Below are 18,282 nucleotides of genomic sequence, written 5' to 3' on the forward strand. Positions count from 1 at the left end.
TAAAAATGTTTGGAGGAAGTAATATGTTATATACTAACTGGGTATTCTGGGTTTGGATTATTGTAGCTATTTTAATTGGTGCAATTATTGGATTCTTTGTTGCTCAAAAACAATTAAAAAAATATTTACAAAAAAACCCACCTATTAATGAAGAGGTTGTTCGTACAATGATGATGCAAATGGGACGTACACCATCTCAAAAACAAATTAATCAAGTGATGAAATCAATTAATCAAAATATGAAATAAAACAAAAAGCGTATGAAAACATACGCTTTTTATGATGATAAATGTAAGAAAAGACGCCTTTCAGGGCGTCTTTTTAAAATTAAAATTGTTGTTTAGAACACATGTATTCATTTACAACTAAATCTAATTCTTGACTTTTTGCTACTGTCAATTCATGTACCATTCCAAATGTTTTTACGAGTTCGTGTAATTCAGCCTTAATGGTTGTAATACGATTATAAATGTCTTTAGAATTATTGAAATTCATCGGTTCTGAACATGAAATAGTTTTCAAGATGATTCCCCCCAGGTATTTTTGAATATAATGTAATAGTGTTTAAAATGAGACTTTATTTTCAGTTCCATTTAAAATGCGTTTATAGTTCGGGATGTGCTTAATAATAATCATTGCAGCAAATAAGGTAAACATAATTTTGGCTGTTAAGTCATAATGTCCAAACCAAACAATTAATACTGCGGCAATTGAGATAATAGTTGAAGATAAAGAGACCATTTTCCATATCTTTAATGAAATGACAAAGATAATAAAGAGTGTGATAAATAAAAGAGGTGAATAGAATAAAATGATTCCTGCACTTGTTGCAACAGCTTTTCCACCTTTGAAGTTAGCAAAAATAGGGTAAATATGTCCGATTAAAGCAAACATCGAAATAATTAAGGGATGGATCGTAGCTCCTAAGTACATGGCTGCTAAAACAGCTAACCCACCTTTTAACACATCAAGAATAAAGACAATGGTCCCCCCTTTTTTTCCAAGAACTCGGAAGGCATTCGTTGACCCTAGGTTACCAGAACCATATTGACGAATATCTTTTTGATAAAATGTTTTTCCAATTACAAGCGCTGAAGGAAATGATCCTAGCAAGTAAGCGGCAATAATTAGTATGAAGTTAATCATTTAAATCCTCCTTTTTTGCAGAATTATTATAGCATAGACTCCGATAATATTAGTGAAATTTACAAAAAAAATATAAAAAACTTCTTTTTCGACATATTTCACGCTATAATTCATACTTTAATTAATGTATAATACAGTTATTTTGAATAGATTTGGAATTAAAATTTATAAATTAGTCTTATAATGTCTAATAACATCTTTTAATCTTCGAGAAAATCTTTTAAAATGAGATAATGGAAAGGGAAAGGAGTGTTATGATGTCGACGCACTTAAATTATAATGAAGACTCAATACAAGTACTCGAAGGACTAGAAGCAGTCCGTAAAAGACCAGGGATGTATATTGGTTCAACTGACAGTCGCGGGTTACATCATCTTGTCTATGAAATTGTAGATAATGCCATTGACGAAGTTTTAGCCGGATATGGTGATCATATAAAAGTAACAATTCATGAAAATAATAGCATCAGTGTACAAGATTCTGGGCGAGGAGTTCCAACTGGAATGCATAAATCAGGAAAGCCGACACCAGAAGTTATTTTTACTGTCTTACATGCAGGTGGAAAGTTTGGAACAGGTGGATATAAAACATCTGGAGGATTACACGGGGTAGGGGCAAGTGTTGTAAATGCCCTATCTGAGTGGGTTGAAGTGACAATCAAACGTGATGGGAATGTATATCGTCAACGTTTTGAGAATGGTGGGCATCCTGTTACAGGTCTTGATATCATTGGTAAAAGTAAAGAAACAGGAACATTAGTAAGCTTCAAACCAGATCCTGAAATTTTCTCAACAACAGTTTATTCATTTGATATTTTAAGTGAACGATTACGTGAATCAGCATTTCTTTTAAAAGGGTTAAAAATTGAGTTAATCGATTTAAGAAACGATAAAGAAGAAACATTTTACTATGAAGATGGAATTAAATCATTTGTTAGTTATTTAAACGAAGGAAAAGATACCCTTCATGATGTAGTTTATTTCGAGGGAGAAAGCCAAGAGATTGAAGTTGATTTTGCTTTCCAATATTCTGGAAGTTATTCAGAAAATATTTTATCTTTCGTTAATAATGTTCGGACTAAAGATGGTGGAACTCATGAAACAGGAGCTAAAGCTGTCTTAACTCGTATTTTTAATGACTATGCGAGACGTAATGGATTACTTAAAGAAAAAGAGAAAAATTTAGAAGGTGCAGACATTCGTGAAGGGTTAGCGGCCATCGTTTCAGTTCGAATTCCTGAAAATTTATTACAATTTGAAGGACAAACAAAGGCGAAACTTGGAACGCCAGAGGCTCGTTCAGCGGTAGATAATGTGATTGCAGAAAAATTAACATTTTTCTTTGAAGAAAATGGAGCTGTTGCGACACAATTAATTAAAAAAGCGATTAAAGCAGCTCAAGTCCGTGAAGCAGCGCGTAAAGCGCGAGAAGATGCTCGTAGTGGAAAAACGAAAAAGAAAAAAGAAACGAATCTTTCAGGAAAGTTAACGCCAGCTCAAACGAAAAATCCTCAGAAAAATGAGTTATTCTTAGTCGAAGGGGATTCAGCGGGTGGATCAGCGAAACTAGGTCGTAACCGTGCCTTCCAAGCAATTTTACCTCTACGTGGTAAGGTCATCAATACTGAAAAAGCAAAGATGGAAGATATCTTTAAAAATGAGGAAATTAATACGATGATTTATACCATCGGTGCAGGTGTAGGAGCGAATTTTGAATTAAGTGATGTCAATTATGATAAAGTCATCATTATGACCGATGCTGATACCGATGGGGCGCATATTCAGGTATTATTACTAACATTCTTCTTCCGATACATGCGTGAATTAGTTGAAGCGGGTAAAGTTTACATTGCATTGCCACCGCTTTATAAAGTGTCTAAAGGACAAGGAAAAAAGCAAGTGGTTGAGTATGCATGGACAGACGAAGAGTTAGGAAGCGTTATTGCGAAAGTCGGAAAAGGCTACATGTTACAACGTTACAAAGGTCTTGGAGAAATGAACGCGGATCAATTATGGGATACAACTATGAATCCTGAAACACGTACGTTAATTCAAGTCAGTATTGAAGATGCGGCAGATGCCGATCATCGCGTAACCACGTTAATGGGAGATAAAGTTGAGCCACGTCGTGAATGGATCGAGCAAAATGTCGATTTTACGATGGAAGATGATTATGATATAGAGAGGGTGTAATTTATGGAAAACTCAACCCAACGCGTTCAAGTAATGCGACTTGAAGATATTATGGGGGATCGTTTCGGACGTTACTCTAAATATATCATTCAAGATCGTGCGTTACCTGATGCTCGTGATGGATTAAAACCGGTACAACGACGTATTCTATATGCGATGTATAAAGACGGAAATACATTTGAAAAAGCATTCCGTAAATCGGCTAAAACAGTTGGAAATGTTATTGGTAATTACCATCCTCATGGCGATTCATCTGTATATGAGGCAATGGTTCGTATGTCTCAGGATTGGAAATTAAGAGAACCCCTTGTGCAAATGCATGGGAACAATGGTAGTATTGATGGCGATCCTGCAGCTGCGATGCGTTATACTGAAGCAAGATTATCAGCTATTTCAGGATTATTATTAAAAGATATCGATAAAAATTTAGTTGACTTTATTCCAAACTTTGATGATTCAATGACAGAACCAACGGTATTACCGGCATTTTTCCCTAACTTATTAGTTAATGGAGCGACAGGGATTTCAGCAGGATATGCAACTGATATTCCACCTCACAATTTAGCTGAAATTATTGATGCGGTGATTCATCGTATGAATCATAAACAGTGTCAATTAGATGACTTATTAACCTTTATCAAAGGGCCAGATTTCCCAACGGGAGCGATTATCCAAGGGATTCAAGAAATCAAAAAAGCATATGCTACGGGAAAAGGACGTATTATTGTTCGTTCAAAAGCTGAGATTGAAACGATTCGAGGAGGACGCGATCAAATCGTTGTCACTGAAATTCCTTACGAAGTCAATAAAGCGAATTTAGTGAAAAAAATTGATGATTTACGTATTGATAAAAAAATCGACGGAATCATGGAGGTTCGTGATGAAACTGATCGTAATGGATTACGTATTGTCATTGAACTAAAAAAAGACGTGAAATCTGAAATGGTGTTGAACTATTTATTCAAAAATACGGATTTACAAGTGTCATATAACATCAATATGGTGGCGATTCATAATAAGCGTCCTGTCTTGATGGGATTAATGGACTTAATTGACGCTTATATCCAACATCAAAAAGAAGTTGTAACTAATCGTTCAAATTATGATTTAAAACGTGCACGTGAACGTCAACACATCGTTGAAGGTTTAATTAAAATGGTGTCAGTTTTAGATGAAGTGGTTCATATGATCCGCCAATCGAAAGATAAATCAGATGCGAAGAAAAATTTAATGGTAGCTTTTGAGTTTAGTGAACGTCAAGCTGAAGCTATCGTGATGTTACAGTTATATCGTTTAACGAATACAGATGTGACAGCGCTACAACAAGAAAACGAAGAGTTATCAAAAACAATCTTAGAATTAACTGAGATTTTAAGTAGCGAAACGAAGTTATTAAAAGTCATTCAAACAGAATTAAAACAAGTGCGAAAAGATTTTAAAACGGAGCGACGCAGTCAAATAGAGGAACAAATTCAAGAGATTAAAATTGATGAGACTGATATGATTACCAAAGAAGATGTTATTGTCGCTGTTACAAAAGATGGATATGTCAAACGGACGAGTATTCGTTCATACAATGCAACGAAATCTGAAATGCCAGTGATGAAAGATGGCGATGAACTGGTATCAAAATTACAAGTCGATACGCTACAAACGCTATTGATGTTTACGAATCGAGGAAGTTTTATCTACTTACCAGTCTATAAACTCCCAGAGTTTAAATGGAAAGATATTGGACAGCACGTTTCAAATCTAGTAACGATCGATTCAGAGGAGAAAGTGATAGCAGTCTTCGCGATTAGTGATTTTAAATCGGAAGAGTGTTTATTCTTTACAACAGCAAACGGTATGATTAAAAAGACTCGTTTAGGTGATTTTGAAGTGTCTCGTTATAATCGTGCCATGATGGCGATGGCGGTTAAAGAAGATGATGTTTTAATTTCAGTGGTTAAAGCACCAAGTCCAAATGATGTCATCATGGTCACAAAACAGGGTTACTTGTTGAAGTTTAGTGATGAGGAAATTGCTATTACGGGTCTTAAGGCTATGGGGGTTAAAGGGATTGCCATTGGAAAAGATGATCAGCTAATCAAAGTGGTGTTAGCTAATGCAAACGATGAGTTGTTATTATTAACACAACGTGGGAATATCAAAAAGTTAAAAGTAAAAGATATTGCCCTCTCTTCACGTAATAAAAAAGGATCACTTGGAATCAAGGCGATTAAATCAAACCCACATTATTTTGTTGATTGTATTAAAGTTGAATCGAATCAAGAGGTTTATATTAAAACAGAGACAACGCAAGTGAAGTTGAATCTTTCACTCTTTAAGGCGGTTGATTTAAACTCTGTTGGAACCAATATTGTAGATGATGCGGTCATGAAATTGATGATTGATGAAATAGAATAATTAGAAAAGTCGGCTTCTATTAAGAAGTCGATTTTTTATTTTGAACCGAACTAAATTCATTTGTTCATATTCTTAGGTCTTAGCACATACAATCTTATGAGTGTATCTAGAGTTAAGTCGGAAATGATGGTGAAAAGGAATGCAAATGCTTAGTAAAGTTGAATCAGCAATATTTAAACAAACCTTACATTATCCACTACTACAAGTTGTAGAAAATAAAACCGTCATCATTAACGATCGTTGTACGGTTGAACATTTTACGGATGATTTTTGCATGGTTAAGACGCCTGATTGTACTTATCAGTTAAGTGGAATCAATTTTAGAGTTAAAGAATATGGAGACTTTGTTATTAGAATTGAAAGTGATGGAGTAAAAAAAATAGAAATAGTCGGTGATGAAAATGAAAAATAAGTGGTTAAGTCTGTTTATTCCAAAAGTTCAAATCATAGTGCCTACAATGACTGAAGTTAATCGATTGAGGCAACGTAATGTGATGATTTATGGGGTGAAAAAACATCCGAATGGTTACTTGGTGACGGTTAGGAAGGATATTTTGGATAAATTGGAGGGATATCCGGTTGCTCGGACACTTTCCATTTATCCGCCTTTTCTTAAAGTAGGAGTTCCTATCATTGGATTAGTGTTGATTTTGATGCTTTTAATGCAAAAGTATACCATCGGGTATCGGATTGATGGAAATTTAACACCACAGGAACAAGATGAATTAGAAACTTTGCTTGAACCCCACTTTCAGGAATTAGGTCCATTTCATTTCCTAAAAAGTGATTTGGATGTGATTTATGAGGAGCTTAAAGCTTATTACAATGATTATGTATGGGTAAATATCTACCGAAAAGGAACAGACATCATTTTTGATGTTTATGATATTACGTTAGAAGAACAAGATGATGACAGTGAATATTCACAAACGTTATTTGCTAAGCGTTCTGGTTTGGTGAAGAACTATATTGTAGACAGTTGTCGTGTGTTGGTGGAGCAAAATCAAGTTGTTAAAAAAGGGGATCCACTTGTTGCTTGTTATGTCGAACAACCATATACGAGTGAGATTATTCCGATAGATGATGTGGCACGGGGAGAAGTTTGGGCTGATACATGGTACACTGTTGATGTAAGGGCGTCTAAAAGCTATGTAGAAGAACGGTTTACAACGAATAAAGAGACTTATTATGTTCTTCATCTTGGCGGAAAAGAATTTACTTTTCCATTCGATGAGATAAATTTTGAAAAGTACGAAGAAGTCGATAAATCATATGATCCCTTCTTTTTCCTCAAAAATTCACCGCTTTATTTAGAAAAAAGACAATATTATGAAAAAAGTGATATAATAATAACAAACACTTATGACGAGATTAAGGCTAATTTATTAGTCCTTGTCCAAAATAAATTCAAAGAAGAAACCGATGGTGAGTTTATCATCAAGAATTTGGAGATAATATCAGAAGAGGAAACAGATGATGAGATTTATTTCAAATGTCATCTAACTGTATACGAAAATATCGCATATTAGAGGAGCTGAATTATGAGTAAAGATCCGATTAAGATACAAGAAGTATTTGAAACAATGGATGAGATTATTTCTGTTGTTGGACATCATGATAAGCATTTAAAAATCTTTGAAGATTACTATAATGTTGAAATTTCTTTACGTGGAGATCAACTCTACGTTTACGGAGATGAAGCAAAAGCTTCAGAAGTTCGTGAAGTGTTAGTAGCTTTAGTGGACTTACATCGTAAAGGAAAAGACGTAACAGAGCGAGATGTTTTATATGCAATTAAGATGAATGAACAAAATCGCCTAGGTGAACTTGAGTCATTGTTTGATGAACGATATAAAATTATTAAAACAACACAAGGGAAAACGATTTTTGCGAAAACTTTTAATCAAAAAGATTATTATCGAAAAATTCTAGATAATGATTTAGTCTTTGGAATTGGTCCTGCAGGGACAGGGAAAACTTATTTAGCAGTTGTTATTGGTGTTTCATTATTAAAGAAAAACATCGTTCGAAAAATTATTTTAACTCGTCCTGTTGTAGAAGCGGGAGAAAATTTAGGATTCTTACCTGGAGATTTAAAAGAGAAGGTGGATCCTTACTTAAGACCGTTATATGATGCGTTATATGATGTATTAGGTCTTGAACAAACTGAAAAAATGATTGAACGTGGGATTATCGAGATTGCCCCATTAGCTTATATGCGCGGTCGTACACTTGAAGATGCTTATATCATTTTAGATGAAGCGCAAAATACAACGAAACAACAGATGAAAATGTTCTTAACGCGTTTAGGATTTAATTCAAAAATGGTTGTCACAGGTGATGAAACGCAGATTGACCTTCCAAAACCGGTGAAGTCAGGATTAAAACATGCAAAAGAAATTTTACATGATGTTAAAGGAATTGAATTTGTTCAATTTGAAACAGTCGATGTTGTACGACATACGCTTGTTCAAAAAATTATTGAAAGCTATGAAAAGACCGGAGAATAAAGGAGCAACAAACGAAAATGGCAGTAGATATTCAATTTTACAATCAAACAGATGAAGCAGTTGAAAGATATGAGCAAATGATTGAACGTGTTGTAGTTGAAACGTTAAAGCAAGAAAACTTAGCGCATGAGTTTATTGAGTGTAGTTTTATCTTTGTGGATAATGAACAAATTCGTGAAATCAATGCAAATTATCGTCAAAAAGATGCCGTAACAGATGTTATAACATTTGCAATTGAGGATGAAACTCCTGGAGAAATAAAGATTCAAGGAGTTCCTATGCCAAGAATGTTAGGTGATGTCTTTATTTCATTACCACGCACACGAGAACAAGCAGAGCGATTTGGTCATTCATTTGATCGTGAACTTTCGTTTTTAGCCGTTCATGGATGTTTACATCTTCTAGGTTATGATCATCTTGTGAAAGAAGAAGAGGAAATCATGTTCGCTAAACAGGAGGATGTCCTAAATGCGCTCGGAATCAGACGTTAAAGAGACTCATTCTATTCAAGCAATTTTAAAATCGTTTAAATATGCAAGTCGGGGTATCTTGACATCATTCTTAATAGGGCGTAATATTAAAGTCCACTATACCGCAGCACTAATCGTGCTAGGGTGTGGGCTTTATTTTCGTATTAGCAAAGTAGAATTTATTTTGTTATTTCTAACAATTGCTCAAGTGATTACGTTAGAAATGATTAATACTGCGATAGAGAGAACCGTTGATTTAGTAACATCAGACTATCATATTTATGCGAAAATAGCGAAAGATGTCGCAGCAGGAGCCGTTTTGGTCAGCGCGATCATCGCAACTATTATCGGAGGAATTATCTTTCTTCCATATATATCTAGTCAGTAGGTGAAAAAATGAAAGAAATGTACACAGATTTAATTGCAGCAGCGAAGGAAGCTTATCAAAATGCATATGTTCCGTATTCGAAATTCCCAGTAGGTGCGGCTTTAAAATTAAAAGATGGAAGTATTATCAATGGAGCAAATGTTGAAAATGCCTCTTTTGGATTGACTAATTGTGCAGAGCGCTCAGCTTTATTTACAGCTTTTACAAAAGGTTATCGTCGTGACGATATTGAGGCCATTGCAGTTGTAGCAAATACAGATCGTCCAATTTCACCATGTGGAGCATGTCGTCAAGTCATTAGTGAATTAATGCCACAAGACGCACAAGTTATTTTATTAAGTAACAAGGACGAAATTAAAATTTATACAGTGTCAGAATTATTACCATATTCATTTACATCGGAGGATTTATAATGACAGAAAAACATTTTAAGTCTGGGTTCGTCTCAATTATTGGTCGCCCTAATGTTGGAAAATCAACATTTTTAAATCAAGTATTAGGGAAAAAAATTGCGATTATGAGCGATAAACCTCAAACAACACGAAATAAAATTCAAGGTGTTATCACAGATGCGGATTCACAAACAATTTTTATTGATACACCAGGAATTCATAAACCTAAACATGAGCTTGGAAAATTTATGACCGATTTAGCCATTGGAACATTAAATGAAGTGGATGCTGTTATGTTTATGGTCAATGCAACTGAGAAAGTAGGAAAAGGGGATCGCTTCATTATTGAACATTTACAAAATGTAAAACAACCTGTTTTCTTAGTCATTAATAAAATTGATTTAATTACAAAAGAAGAATTATTAACAGTTATTGCTTCATTCCGTGAAGAGTATAATTTTGCTGGAATTATTCCAATTTCTGCGATGACTGGGGAGAATGTAGAGACATTAATCTCAGTTATCAAAGAGGCGCTTCCTGAAGGGCCACAATTTTATCCATCAGATTATATTACTGATCATCCAGAACGTTTCATTATTTCTGAGTTAATTCGTGAAAAAGTTTTACATTTAACTCATGAAGAAGTTCCGCATTCAGTTGCTGTCGTTATTGATAAAATTGAAAAAGTAGAAGGTAAAAATGTGATTGATGTGATGGCGACTATTGTTGTTGAACGTCCTTCACAAAAAGGGATTTTAATTGGTAAGGGTGGAAAAATGTTAAAAGACATTGGAACACTAGCTCGTAAAGATATCGTGAAATTACTTGGAACAAAAATTTACTTAGAGTTATGGGTAAAGGTTCAAAAGGATTGGCGTAATAAAAAATTATACTTAAATGATTTCGGATATAGCGAAAAAGAATACTAATTCGACTTTTTAAGACAAAAGTGTCATAAATTCTTGGAGTTTGGATATCCTAATGACTAGAGGGTTTAAATAATAGCTTAGCTAGTAAGAAGGGATTTAAATGAATAGCTTAGAATGGGAAGTGTTCAAACGTACAGGAAAAATTGAGCACTATTTGTTATTAAAAGAAACTGAGAATAGTAAGATAGATTTAACTTCACCTACTGAGTTTTCAGAAGAATTAATAAGTTCGGAGGCAACGAAAGCCATAAGGGAGGATTAACAACATGGCGCTCGATGTGGATGGGATTATTTTAAAAAACTTTAATTATGGTGAACATCATAAAATTATAAAAGTTCTGACTCGGAATATGGGAGTTATTGGTGTGTTTGTCCAAAATGCCAATAAAGTTAATACAAAAAAGAGTGCACTTGTTCAACCATTAACAAGTGCACGTTTTAATTTAAAACCCTCAACCAATGCAAACAGTGAATTGTATTACTTATATTCTGGAGAAGTTGAAAATCATTATTTAAATATTAAGCTTGATTATGAAACGGTTGCTTATTTTTATTTCATGATTGAATTGATTTTAAAAGGTGTGTCATCAGATGAATATAGTGCTTATATTTATCGACTATTGAAAAATTTCTTAGACGCAGCAGACGCGGGGTATAATCCGTATCTGTTGAGTCTAATTTTTCAATTTAAAATGATGCCGGTTCTTGGGATAGAGCCAGTACTTGATTGTTGTGCAAATTGTCGTTCTACTGAACAGATTGTCACGATTGGTATCCGTCAAGGTGGATTAGTTTGTGCCAAGTGTTATGACAATACACAACCTATTTTAATTGATGCGCCCTTGATTCCAATTGTCCGTGCACTTTATCGAGTTGATATTGATCATCTACCAGAGGTTGAGCTAGAAGATGAATTACTACAACCTATTGAACAATTTTTAGATGCTTATTATGAGACTTATGCAGGACTTCATTTAAGAACGAAAAAGTTTTTAAAAGACTTAACATAAAATCAAAATCGCTTAAAAATCGCCACGATTTAAGTGATTTTTTTTGTTGAATAAATGATTTTCTTTTGTTATTTTTTCATACTTTTGTATATTGTGTTTTATGTATTGATATAATATAATGGTAATAGTATAATGCAATATTTATGTGATGACGAAGAATAGTACTTTTGAAGCATTGAACTTAAGCGAGTCTGGGAGGGTGTGAGCCAGATGTCAAATTCTTAAGGAACGGAACTTTCGAGCATATTTAACAAAGTGGTAAAAAGCTTGCTTTTTACAAATAGGGTGGAACCGCGGGAAAAACTCTCGTCCCTATGCTTGTGGGCATAGGTATGAGAGTTTTTATTATTTCTATGTTCACAAGATCTTAATTTTGTTAAGCAAAGGAGCATCAGTATGAGTCAAGTTACTATGGAAAAAATCGTAAATATGTCAAAAACACAAGGTTTCGTTTACCAAGGTAGTGAAATTTATGGTGGATTAGCGAACACTTGGGATTATGGGCCATTAGGTGTCGAATTAAAAAATAATGTTAAAAAAGCTTGGTGGAAAAAATTCATTCAAGAATCTCCATACAATGTAGGATTAGATAGCGCCATCTTAATGAACCCTCAAACATGGGTTGCATCAGGACATGTTGGAGGATTTAGTGATCCTTTAATGGACTGTAAAGTATGTAAAAGCCGTCACCGTGCCGATAAATTAATTGAAGATCATGGAGATGATATCGTAGCTGATGGATGGACAGAAGAACAAATGATGAATTACATCCGTGAACATAACATCGCATGTCCAGATTGTGGGGCACATGATTTCACAGATATTCGTCAATTTGAATTAATGTTCAAAACACACATGGGTGTTGTATCAGATGAAAAATCAGCTGTTTACTTACGTCCTGAAACAGCACAAGGAATCTTCGTTAACTTTAAAAACGTTCAACGTACATCTCGTAAAAAAATTCCATTTGGAATTGGACAAATCGGGAAATCATTCCGTAACGAAATTACACCAGGAAACTTTACATTCCGTACACGTGAATTCGAACAAATGGAATTAGAATTCTTCTGTAAACCAGGTGAAGATGCTAAGTGGTATGAATTCTGGAAAGAATATTGCTGGAATTGGCTAGTAAGCTTAGGAATGAACCCAGAGCACATCCGTCAACGTGAACATTCACCAGAAGAATTAAGTCATTATAGTAACGGAACATCAGATATTGAATATCGTTTCCCATTCGGATGGGGAGAATTATGGGGAGTTGCAAATCGTACAGATTTCGACTTAAAAGCTCATATGAAAGAATCAGGAGCAAACTTTGAATACCAAGATCCAACAACGAATGAAAAATACGTGCCATATTGTATTGAACCATCGGTTGGAGCTGATCGTGTAACCTTAGCCTTTTTAGTTGATGCTTATGCAGAAGAGACATTAGAAAATGGTGAAACACGTGAAGTGTTAAAATTCCATCCAGCTTTAGCTCCTTATAAAGTGGCAGTATTACCATTAGTTAAAAAATTAAATGAGCAAGCTTTAGAAGTATTTGCAGATTTATCAAAACACATGATGGTAGATTATGATGAAGCAGGAACAATTGGTAAACGTTACCGTCGTCAAGATGCAATCGGGACACCATTCTGTGTGACATTCGATTATGATTCATTAGAAGATAAAAAAGTAACTGTTCGTCACCGTGATACAATGGAACAAGAACGTGTTGCAATTGATGAGTTAGTTGAGTACATCACATCAAAAATTCAATTCTAAAACATAGTTTTACTAATTAGACATTATAGGAGAGAGGGTGATTTACGGTGAATAAGGGTCGGATTCCACAAGAATTATTTGATCAAGTCATTGCACAAAGTGACATTGTTGATGTTGTTAGTGATTATGTTCAATTAACTAAAGCCGGTAAAAACTATAAAGGCTTATGTCCTTTTCACGGTGAAAACACCCCTTCTTTTGTGGTGTCACCGGATAAAGGAATTTATAAATGCTTTGGTTGTGGTGAAGGTGGAAATGTTATTTCTTTTATTTCACAACTTGAAGCAATTTCTTACCCACAAGCTATTTTAAAATTGGCACAACGAGCAGGAATTCAAACCGACTTAGTTGCTAGTCTTTCGCAGTCTACACAAAATTCAAAATATAAAAATGAGTATGACCTTTTAGAATTTTCTAAAGGGTTTTACCATTATTATCTGAATCATACAAAAGAGGGAAAAATCGCCCTTGAGTATTTAACAAAACGTGGAATGTCAGCGGAAATGATTGAGCAATTTGGTATTGGTTTATCTCCATCCTACTCGGATGCTCTTGTCAAAACATTAGCAAATAACCAATTTTCTTTACCTCAGGCAACACAACTTGGGTTATTAAACGAGCATAATGGTCAATATTATGACCGATTTAAATCTCGGATTATGTTCCCAATTTTTGATAAGGTAGGAAAAGTGGTTGGATTTAGTGGGCGTGTCTTTTTAGAGGGGGACACACATTTAGGAAAGTATGTAAATTCTCCGGAATCACCATTATTTCAAAAGGGGAAACTGATTTATAACTTGCATGAGGCAAAGTTAGCCATTCGACGTCATAACCGAGTACTGTTATTTGAAGGATTTTTAGATGTTATTTCTGCTGTGGAAGCAGGAATTTCAGAATCTGTTGCCACAATGGGGACAGCTTTTACCGAGGATCATGGTCGAGAATTAAGACGTTTAACCGATCATATCATTATTTGTTATGACGGAGATAAAGCTGGATTAGCTGCTGCTAATAAAGCCATTCCAATTTTAATGTCGCAAAACTTTATAGTAAGTGTTGTCGAGATTCCATCGAAGATGGACCCGGATGAATTCATAAAAACAAATGGTGCCGAAGCTTTTTCGAAATTAGTTGATCAGGCGATTCCCGCCATCGATTATCAATATCGTTATATCAAACGTCAGTTTAATTTAGAATTTGTCAGTCATCGCGATCAATTTAAACGTGCTATTTATCATTTAGCATATTCTTTACAAAGTCCGACTCTTCAGGAGTTAATATTGAAAAAATTAGCGCAAGATATCTCCATCGGAGAACAAAGTATTTTACAAGAGTTTGCAAGTGGAAAAAGTCAAGTGTATAAAAATACCAATATTAACAACAATAAAAACGAAATGAGTCAAATGAGACGCCATCATTTGAGAGACACTAAGTATGACCGGTCAGAAAAAATGTTAATTCATTATATGTTAAAAGACCGACGTGTCGCTTTGCAGGTAGAGAAAGAATTAAATGGTTACTTAAATGATCCGACGAGACGAAACATTGTCCTTTACATTTTAGATTATTACACCGTACATGAGACAATGAATTTACAATATTTTTTAAATTGGATTGATGAAGCGTTAGTGAAACCAATCACGGACATTATTTTTGAATGTGAGACCTTACCACCTTTAACGAACGATAATGTCATCCGTGATTTAATATTAGTTGTGAAAGAGTATGTTTATAAAGCCCAAATGGAGCAGTTAAAAAAGCAAATCAGTGAAGCAACATTAGATCATGAAAAATTGGAACTACTAGGTAAAGTTAATCAACTTAAACAGCAGTTTGGTAAGTAAAAAGGAGTGGTTTTATGTCAAATCCGGTACTTGACGAGAAAAAAATTCTGGAAATTAATAATCAACTAATCAAGTTAGGAAAGAAGCGCGGTTATTTAACATACGATGAAATCAACAATAGTTTTGAACAAGTTCAATTAGATCCAGAAATGATTAGTTCATTTTTAGATTTATATGATTCAGAAGGAATCAGCATTGTTAAATCTGAGAAAATTGTTGAAACGCCTGAAGTTGGTGAGACAGAAGAGGAAGATACAGTCTTATTATTACCAGATTTTGATGCTGACGAAGATGAAGATAATATTCCAGCCAATTTCTCTACTGAAGATGAAGTTGATTTAGAAGAAAAATTTGATGAGTTTGAATTCACCTCACAATTTAAAATTAATGATCCAGTTCGTATGTATTTAAAAGAAATTGGACGCGTTGAATTATTATCTAGTCAAGAAGAAATTAACTTTGCGAAAAAGATTGAACGTGGAGATATCTCATCAGAAATTTTAGAAATACGCCGTAAAAATGAGCCGCTTCCGGAAGAGTTGTTAGAACGTATTGATTTATTAATCCAAGATGCTGGGGAAGCAAATGACGGAAATGAGTTTTTAATTGGGGTTACTGAATTAAGTGATGAAGAAGCACGCCGTGTTATTCAAGAAGGTGAATATGCAAAAAAACGTCTTGTTGAAGCTAACTTACGTTTAGTTGTTAGTATCGCTAAACGTCATGTTGGACGTGGGATGTTATTCTTAGATTTAATTCAAGAAGGAAATATGGGATTAATTAAAGCGGTTGAAAAATTCGATTATCGTAAAGGATTTAAATTCTCGACTTATGCAACATGGTGGATTCGTCAAGCTATTACACGTGCGATTGCGGATCAAGCGCGTACCATTCGTATTCCGGTTCACATGGTTGAAACAATTAATAAATTAGTTCGTATTCAACGTCAATTAGTTCAAGAATTAGGGCGTGAACCTTTACCAGAAGAAATTTCTGAGAAAATGGGAATCGCTCCTGAAAAAGTACGCGAAATTTTAAAAATTTCACAAGAACCTGTTTCATTAGAATCACCAGTAGGTGAAGAAGATGATTCTCATTTAGGAGATTTCATCCCAGATGCGGATGCCTTATCACCATCTGAATTCGCCTCAAATGAAATGCTAAAAAAAGAATTAGACGATGTGTTAGAAACATTAACGGATCGCGAAGAACGTGTTCTCCGTTTACGTTTTGGACTTGAAGATGGACGTACTCGTACGCTTGAAGAAGTAGGAAAAGAATTTGGTGTGACACGTGAACGTATTCGTCAAATTGAAGCGAAGGCCTTACGTAAACTTCGCCACCCATCTCGTAGCCGTCGTTTAAAAGACTTCATGGAAGAATAGGAATATAAAATATGAGTTATGAACTTTCAACACGATTACAAACATGTTTAGATGCGTTAAAACCTTTGCAAAAAATTGCAGATATTGGAACGGATCATGCTTATTTACCTTGTGTTGGAATGCTTGACAATCAGTTGACTTATGCAATTGCTGCAGATATTGGAGTTGGCCCATTAGAGTCAGCTAAAGCAACTATCAAACGATATGGATTAGAAGCTAAAATAGAAACTCGTCTAGGTGGCGGGTTATCCATTTTAGCTCCTAGTGAAGTAGAAGGGGTTGTCGTTGCAGGAATGGGAGGAAAACTGATTGTTTCTATTTTAGACGCAGACATTCCACTCACAACATCATTTAAGCGATTAGTTTTACAACCTAACATCGATGCAAATTTAGTTCGAGCTTGGTTATCTAACCATTCGTTTACAATCATTGATGAAAAAATCGTCTTAGATGAAGGGAAGTTTTATGAAGTCATTGTAGCCGAACCTACTGATGAAGAGACTTCATATAACGAACTAGATCTTGAATTTGGACCTATTTTACGTCAGACACCAAATGATGAGGTGTTTAAAGCAAGATGGATGAAAGAATTTAATAAAAATCAAGAAATTATGGATCAGTTAGCCGTTAATCACCCACGCTTGGCTGATTTAGAAGCTCGCCAGGCATTATTATCGGAGGTTTTAAAATGTCAATCGTAATTTCAGATGTGATTAAACAATTAGAAACTTTATATCCAAAACATTTAGCGGCGTTTGATAAAGACCCAAATGGATTACATATTGGAAATGTCAATCGTCCGTTAACAAAAGTTTTAGTCACACTTGATGTGACGAAATCTGTCGTTGAAGAAGCGATTGAAAAAGGAGCGAACTTAATTGTTGCTCATCATCCATTCATTTTTCGTCCTTTAGCGAATATTAATACCAATACGCCAAAAGGAAAAATTGTTGAACTTTGTATTAAACATGATATTTGTGTTTATGCGATGCATACTAATTTTGATATTGCGAAAAATGGGATGAATGATTGTTTAGCTCAAACCATCGGTTTAGAAAATATTCAACCGTTAATTCCAACCAAACGTGAAGAATATTCTAAATTAGTCATCTATACACCAGCTACTCACAGTGATTCGATTCGTCAAGTGATGTCAGAAGCGGGTGTTGGGCAAATCGGAAATTATTCTCATTGTACCTTTGCGAGTACGGGAATTGGTTCATTTAAACCGCTTGATGGAAGTCAACCGTTTTTAGGAAATGTAAATGAAGTAGAATTGATTGAAGAAGTAAAATTAGAAGGGGTTATTCCGACCGCTTTAGTTGGAAGCGCCATTGCAAAAATTAAATCGGTCCATCCATATGAGGAAATGGCGTATGATGTCTATGCCTTAAATGTGACGATGCCTGATGCTCAGTATGGACTGGGACGTATGGGACAAGTTCCGACCCCTTTAAAAGCTGTTGATTATATTAAACACGTCAAAAAGTCATTAAAGATTGAAAATGCACGTTTTGTCGGGTCACTAGATAAAACCATTAAAACAGTCGCTATCATTGGTGGTAGTGGGGCAAGTTATATCGGACCTGTCAAAGCGAAAAAAGTAGATTTATTTATTACAGGTGATGTTGGATTCCACGATGCTCAAGATGCACAGGATAGGGGCTTAAATGTCTTAGATGTTGGTCACCATGCAGAGTATGTAATGAAAGAGCACGTTGCTGCTATTTTAAATGAGTTGTTTGGAGAGATTGCAACTGCATCCGTGATTAGTACGGAACCCTTCCAATTTGTTTAAAATGAATAAATCACATAAAATATTGTCTTTTTTAGGTTC

Annotated in this window: 19 protein-coding genes and 1 other annotated feature; of the genes, 17 read left to right on the top strand and 2 right to left on the bottom strand. The window is 34.8% G+C overall.

Annotated elements, in window-relative coordinates; all coding sequences use genetic code 11:
• Positions 1-23: 23 nt before the first annotated feature.
• Entirely contained in the window at positions 24-248 is a 225-nt protein-coding gene (locus HLK68_RS09535; RefSeq protein ID WP_006785326.1) for a YneF family protein, read from the top strand.
• 79 nt (positions 249-327) lie between these two features.
• Here HLK68_RS09535 and HLK68_RS09540 read toward each other — a convergent pair whose 3' ends face one another.
• Together HLK68_RS09540 and plsY are read right to left on the bottom strand one after the other, a co-directional pair.
• Positions 328-522 carry an aspartyl-phosphate phosphatase Spo0E family protein gene (locus HLK68_RS09540; RefSeq protein WP_006785327.1) on the bottom strand — a complete coding sequence of 65 codons (195 nt, stop codon included), beginning with the start codon at positions 520-522 and terminating at the stop codon, positions 328-330.
• A gap of 42 nt (positions 523-564) precedes the next feature.
• Positions 565-1,146 carry a glycerol-3-phosphate 1-O-acyltransferase PlsY gene (gene plsY / locus HLK68_RS09545; protein ID WP_006785328.1) on the bottom strand — a complete coding sequence of 194 codons (582 nt, stop codon included), beginning with the start codon at positions 1,144-1,146 and terminating at the stop codon, positions 565-567.
• A 257-nt stretch (positions 1,147-1,403) separates the two neighbouring features.
• Here plsY and parE point away from each other — a divergent pair, with 257 nt between their 5' ends.
• From parE to HLK68_RS09625, 16 genes are all read left to right on the top strand, one after another.
• Positions 1,404-3,338, top strand: coding sequence for a DNA topoisomerase IV subunit B (gene parE, locus HLK68_RS09550; protein ID WP_006785329.1), 1,935 nt, complete (start codon positions 1,404-1,406; stop codon positions 3,336-3,338).
• A gap of 3 nt (positions 3,339-3,341) precedes the next feature.
• Positions 3,342-5,747: a DNA topoisomerase IV subunit A gene (parC, locus tag HLK68_RS09555; RefSeq protein WP_006785330.1), complete on the top strand. Its 2,406-nt coding sequence runs from the start codon at positions 3,342-3,344 to the stop codon at positions 5,745-5,747.
• Between the two features lie 145 nt (positions 5,748-5,892).
• Positions 5,893-6,159 carry a hypothetical protein gene (locus HLK68_RS09560; RefSeq protein WP_155077865.1) on the top strand — a complete coding sequence of 89 codons (267 nt, stop codon included), beginning with the start codon at positions 5,893-5,895 and terminating at the stop codon, positions 6,157-6,159.
• Positions 6,149-7,276: a sporulation protein YqfD gene (locus HLK68_RS09565; protein WP_132942665.1), complete on the top strand. Its 1,128-nt coding sequence runs from the start codon at positions 6,149-6,151 to the stop codon at positions 7,274-7,276. The genes HLK68_RS09560 and HLK68_RS09565 overlap by 11 nt, the downstream gene beginning before the upstream one ends.
• 12 nt (positions 7,277-7,288) lie before the next feature.
• A complete protein-coding gene (locus HLK68_RS09570; RefSeq protein ID WP_006785332.1) occupies positions 7,289-8,257 on the top strand; it encodes a PhoH family protein in 969 nt (322 codons plus the stop codon).
• A 17-nt stretch (positions 8,258-8,274) separates the two neighbouring features.
• Complete coding sequence (gene ybeY, locus HLK68_RS09575) at positions 8,275-8,748, top strand: rRNA maturation RNase YbeY (protein WP_006785333.1); 474 nt, start codon at positions 8,275-8,277, stop codon at positions 8,746-8,748.
• Entirely contained in the window at positions 8,726-9,115 is a 390-nt protein-coding gene (locus HLK68_RS09580) for a diacylglycerol kinase family protein (protein ID WP_006785334.1), read from the top strand. The genes ybeY and HLK68_RS09580 overlap by 23 nt, the downstream gene beginning before the upstream one ends.
• 8 nt (positions 9,116-9,123) lie before the next feature.
• On the top strand, positions 9,124-9,528 hold the full coding sequence (gene cdd / locus HLK68_RS09585) for a cytidine deaminase (protein WP_006785335.1): 405 nt from the start codon (positions 9,124-9,126) through the stop codon (positions 9,526-9,528).
• Positions 9,528-10,436, top strand: coding sequence for a GTPase Era (gene era / locus HLK68_RS09590; RefSeq protein ID WP_006785336.1), 909 nt, complete (start codon positions 9,528-9,530; stop codon positions 10,434-10,436). The genes cdd and era overlap by 1 nt, the downstream gene beginning before the upstream one ends.
• Positions 10,437-10,536: 100 nt before the next feature.
• A complete protein-coding gene (locus HLK68_RS09595; protein ID WP_006785337.1) occupies positions 10,537-10,698 on the top strand; it encodes a YqzL family protein in 162 nt (53 codons plus the stop codon).
• Positions 10,699-10,702: 4 nt separating this feature from the next.
• On the top strand, positions 10,703-11,446 hold the full coding sequence (gene recO / locus HLK68_RS09600) for a DNA repair protein RecO (RefSeq protein WP_006785338.1): 744 nt from the start codon (positions 10,703-10,705) through the stop codon (positions 11,444-11,446).
• 139 nt (positions 11,447-11,585) lie between these two features.
• Positions 11,586-11,763: a binding site (T-box leader), on the top strand.
• A gap of 79 nt (positions 11,764-11,842) precedes the next feature.
• Positions 11,843-13,216 carry a glycine--tRNA ligase gene (locus HLK68_RS09605; protein ID WP_006785339.1) on the top strand — a complete coding sequence of 458 codons (1,374 nt, stop codon included), beginning with the start codon at positions 11,843-11,845 and terminating at the stop codon, positions 13,214-13,216.
• Positions 13,217-13,263: 47 nt separating this feature from the next.
• Positions 13,264-15,060 (top strand): DNA primase, encoded by a 1,797-nt coding sequence (gene dnaG / locus HLK68_RS09610; protein ID WP_009607147.1) that lies wholly within the window; start codon positions 13,264-13,266, stop codon positions 15,058-15,060.
• Between the two features lie 14 nt (positions 15,061-15,074).
• A complete protein-coding gene (gene rpoD / locus HLK68_RS09615) occupies positions 15,075-16,445 on the top strand; it encodes an RNA polymerase sigma factor RpoD (RefSeq protein WP_132942666.1) in 1,371 nt (456 codons plus the stop codon).
• Between the two features lie 11 nt (positions 16,446-16,456).
• Positions 16,457-17,146 (top strand): tRNA (adenine(22)-N(1))-methyltransferase, encoded by a 690-nt coding sequence (locus tag HLK68_RS09620; RefSeq protein WP_006785342.1) that lies wholly within the window; start codon positions 16,457-16,459, stop codon positions 17,144-17,146.
• Positions 17,134-18,243, top strand: coding sequence for a Nif3-like dinuclear metal center hexameric protein (locus tag HLK68_RS09625; protein WP_132942667.1), 1,110 nt, complete (start codon positions 17,134-17,136; stop codon positions 18,241-18,243). The genes HLK68_RS09620 and HLK68_RS09625 overlap by 13 nt, the downstream gene beginning before the upstream one ends.
• Positions 18,244-18,282 lie beyond the last annotated feature (39 nt).

Source organism: Turicibacter sanguinis (assembly GCF_013046825.1).
GTDB lineage: Bacteria > Bacillota_I > Bacilli_A > MOL361 > Turicibacteraceae > Turicibacter > Turicibacter sanguinis.

Excerpts from the sequence above, each read along its gene's own strand:
- era (WP_006785336.1), top strand. The coding sequence starts at position 9,528 with ATGACAGAAAAACATTTTAAGTCTGGGTTCGTCTCAATTATTGGTCGC.
- recO (WP_006785338.1), top strand. The coding sequence starts at position 10,703 with ATGGCGCTCGATGTGGATGGGATTATTTTAAAAAACTTTAATTATGGT.
- parC (WP_006785330.1), top strand. The coding sequence starts at position 3,342 with ATGGAAAACTCAACCCAACGCGTTCAAGTAATGCGACTTGAAGATATT.
- HLK68_RS09580 (WP_006785334.1), top strand. The coding sequence starts at position 8,726 with ATGCGCTCGGAATCAGACGTTAAAGAGACTCATTCTATTCAAGCAATT.
- HLK68_RS09535 (WP_006785326.1), top strand. The coding sequence starts at position 24 with ATGTTATATACTAACTGGGTATTCTGGGTTTGGATTATTGTAGCTATT.
- HLK68_RS09570 (WP_006785332.1), top strand. The coding sequence starts at position 7,289 with ATGAGTAAAGATCCGATTAAGATACAAGAAGTATTTGAAACAATGGAT.
- cdd (WP_006785335.1), top strand. The coding sequence starts at position 9,124 with ATGAAAGAAATGTACACAGATTTAATTGCAGCAGCGAAGGAAGCTTAT.
- HLK68_RS09620 (WP_006785342.1), top strand. The coding sequence starts at position 16,457 with ATGAGTTATGAACTTTCAACACGATTACAAACATGTTTAGATGCGTTA.
- HLK68_RS09560 (WP_155077865.1), top strand. The coding sequence starts at position 5,893 with ATGCTTAGTAAAGTTGAATCAGCAATATTTAAACAAACCTTACATTAT.
- parE (WP_006785329.1), top strand. The coding sequence starts at position 1,404 with ATGTCGACGCACTTAAATTATAATGAAGACTCAATACAAGTACTCGAA.
- HLK68_RS09605 (WP_006785339.1), top strand. The coding sequence starts at position 11,843 with ATGAGTCAAGTTACTATGGAAAAAATCGTAAATATGTCAAAAACACAA.
- HLK68_RS09625 (WP_132942667.1), top strand. The coding sequence starts at position 17,134 with ATGTCAATCGTAATTTCAGATGTGATTAAACAATTAGAAACTTTATAT.
- HLK68_RS09565 (WP_132942665.1), top strand. The coding sequence starts at position 6,149 with ATGAAAAATAAGTGGTTAAGTCTGTTTATTCCAAAAGTTCAAATCATA.
- HLK68_RS09595 (WP_006785337.1), top strand. The coding sequence starts at position 10,537 with ATGAATAGCTTAGAATGGGAAGTGTTCAAACGTACAGGAAAAATTGAG.
- plsY (WP_006785328.1), bottom strand. The coding sequence starts at position 1,146 with ATGATTAACTTCATACTAATTATTGCCGCTTACTTGCTAGGATCATTT.
- rpoD (WP_132942666.1), top strand. The coding sequence starts at position 15,075 with ATGTCAAATCCGGTACTTGACGAGAAAAAAATTCTGGAAATTAATAAT.
- ybeY (WP_006785333.1), top strand. The coding sequence starts at position 8,275 with ATGGCAGTAGATATTCAATTTTACAATCAAACAGATGAAGCAGTTGAA.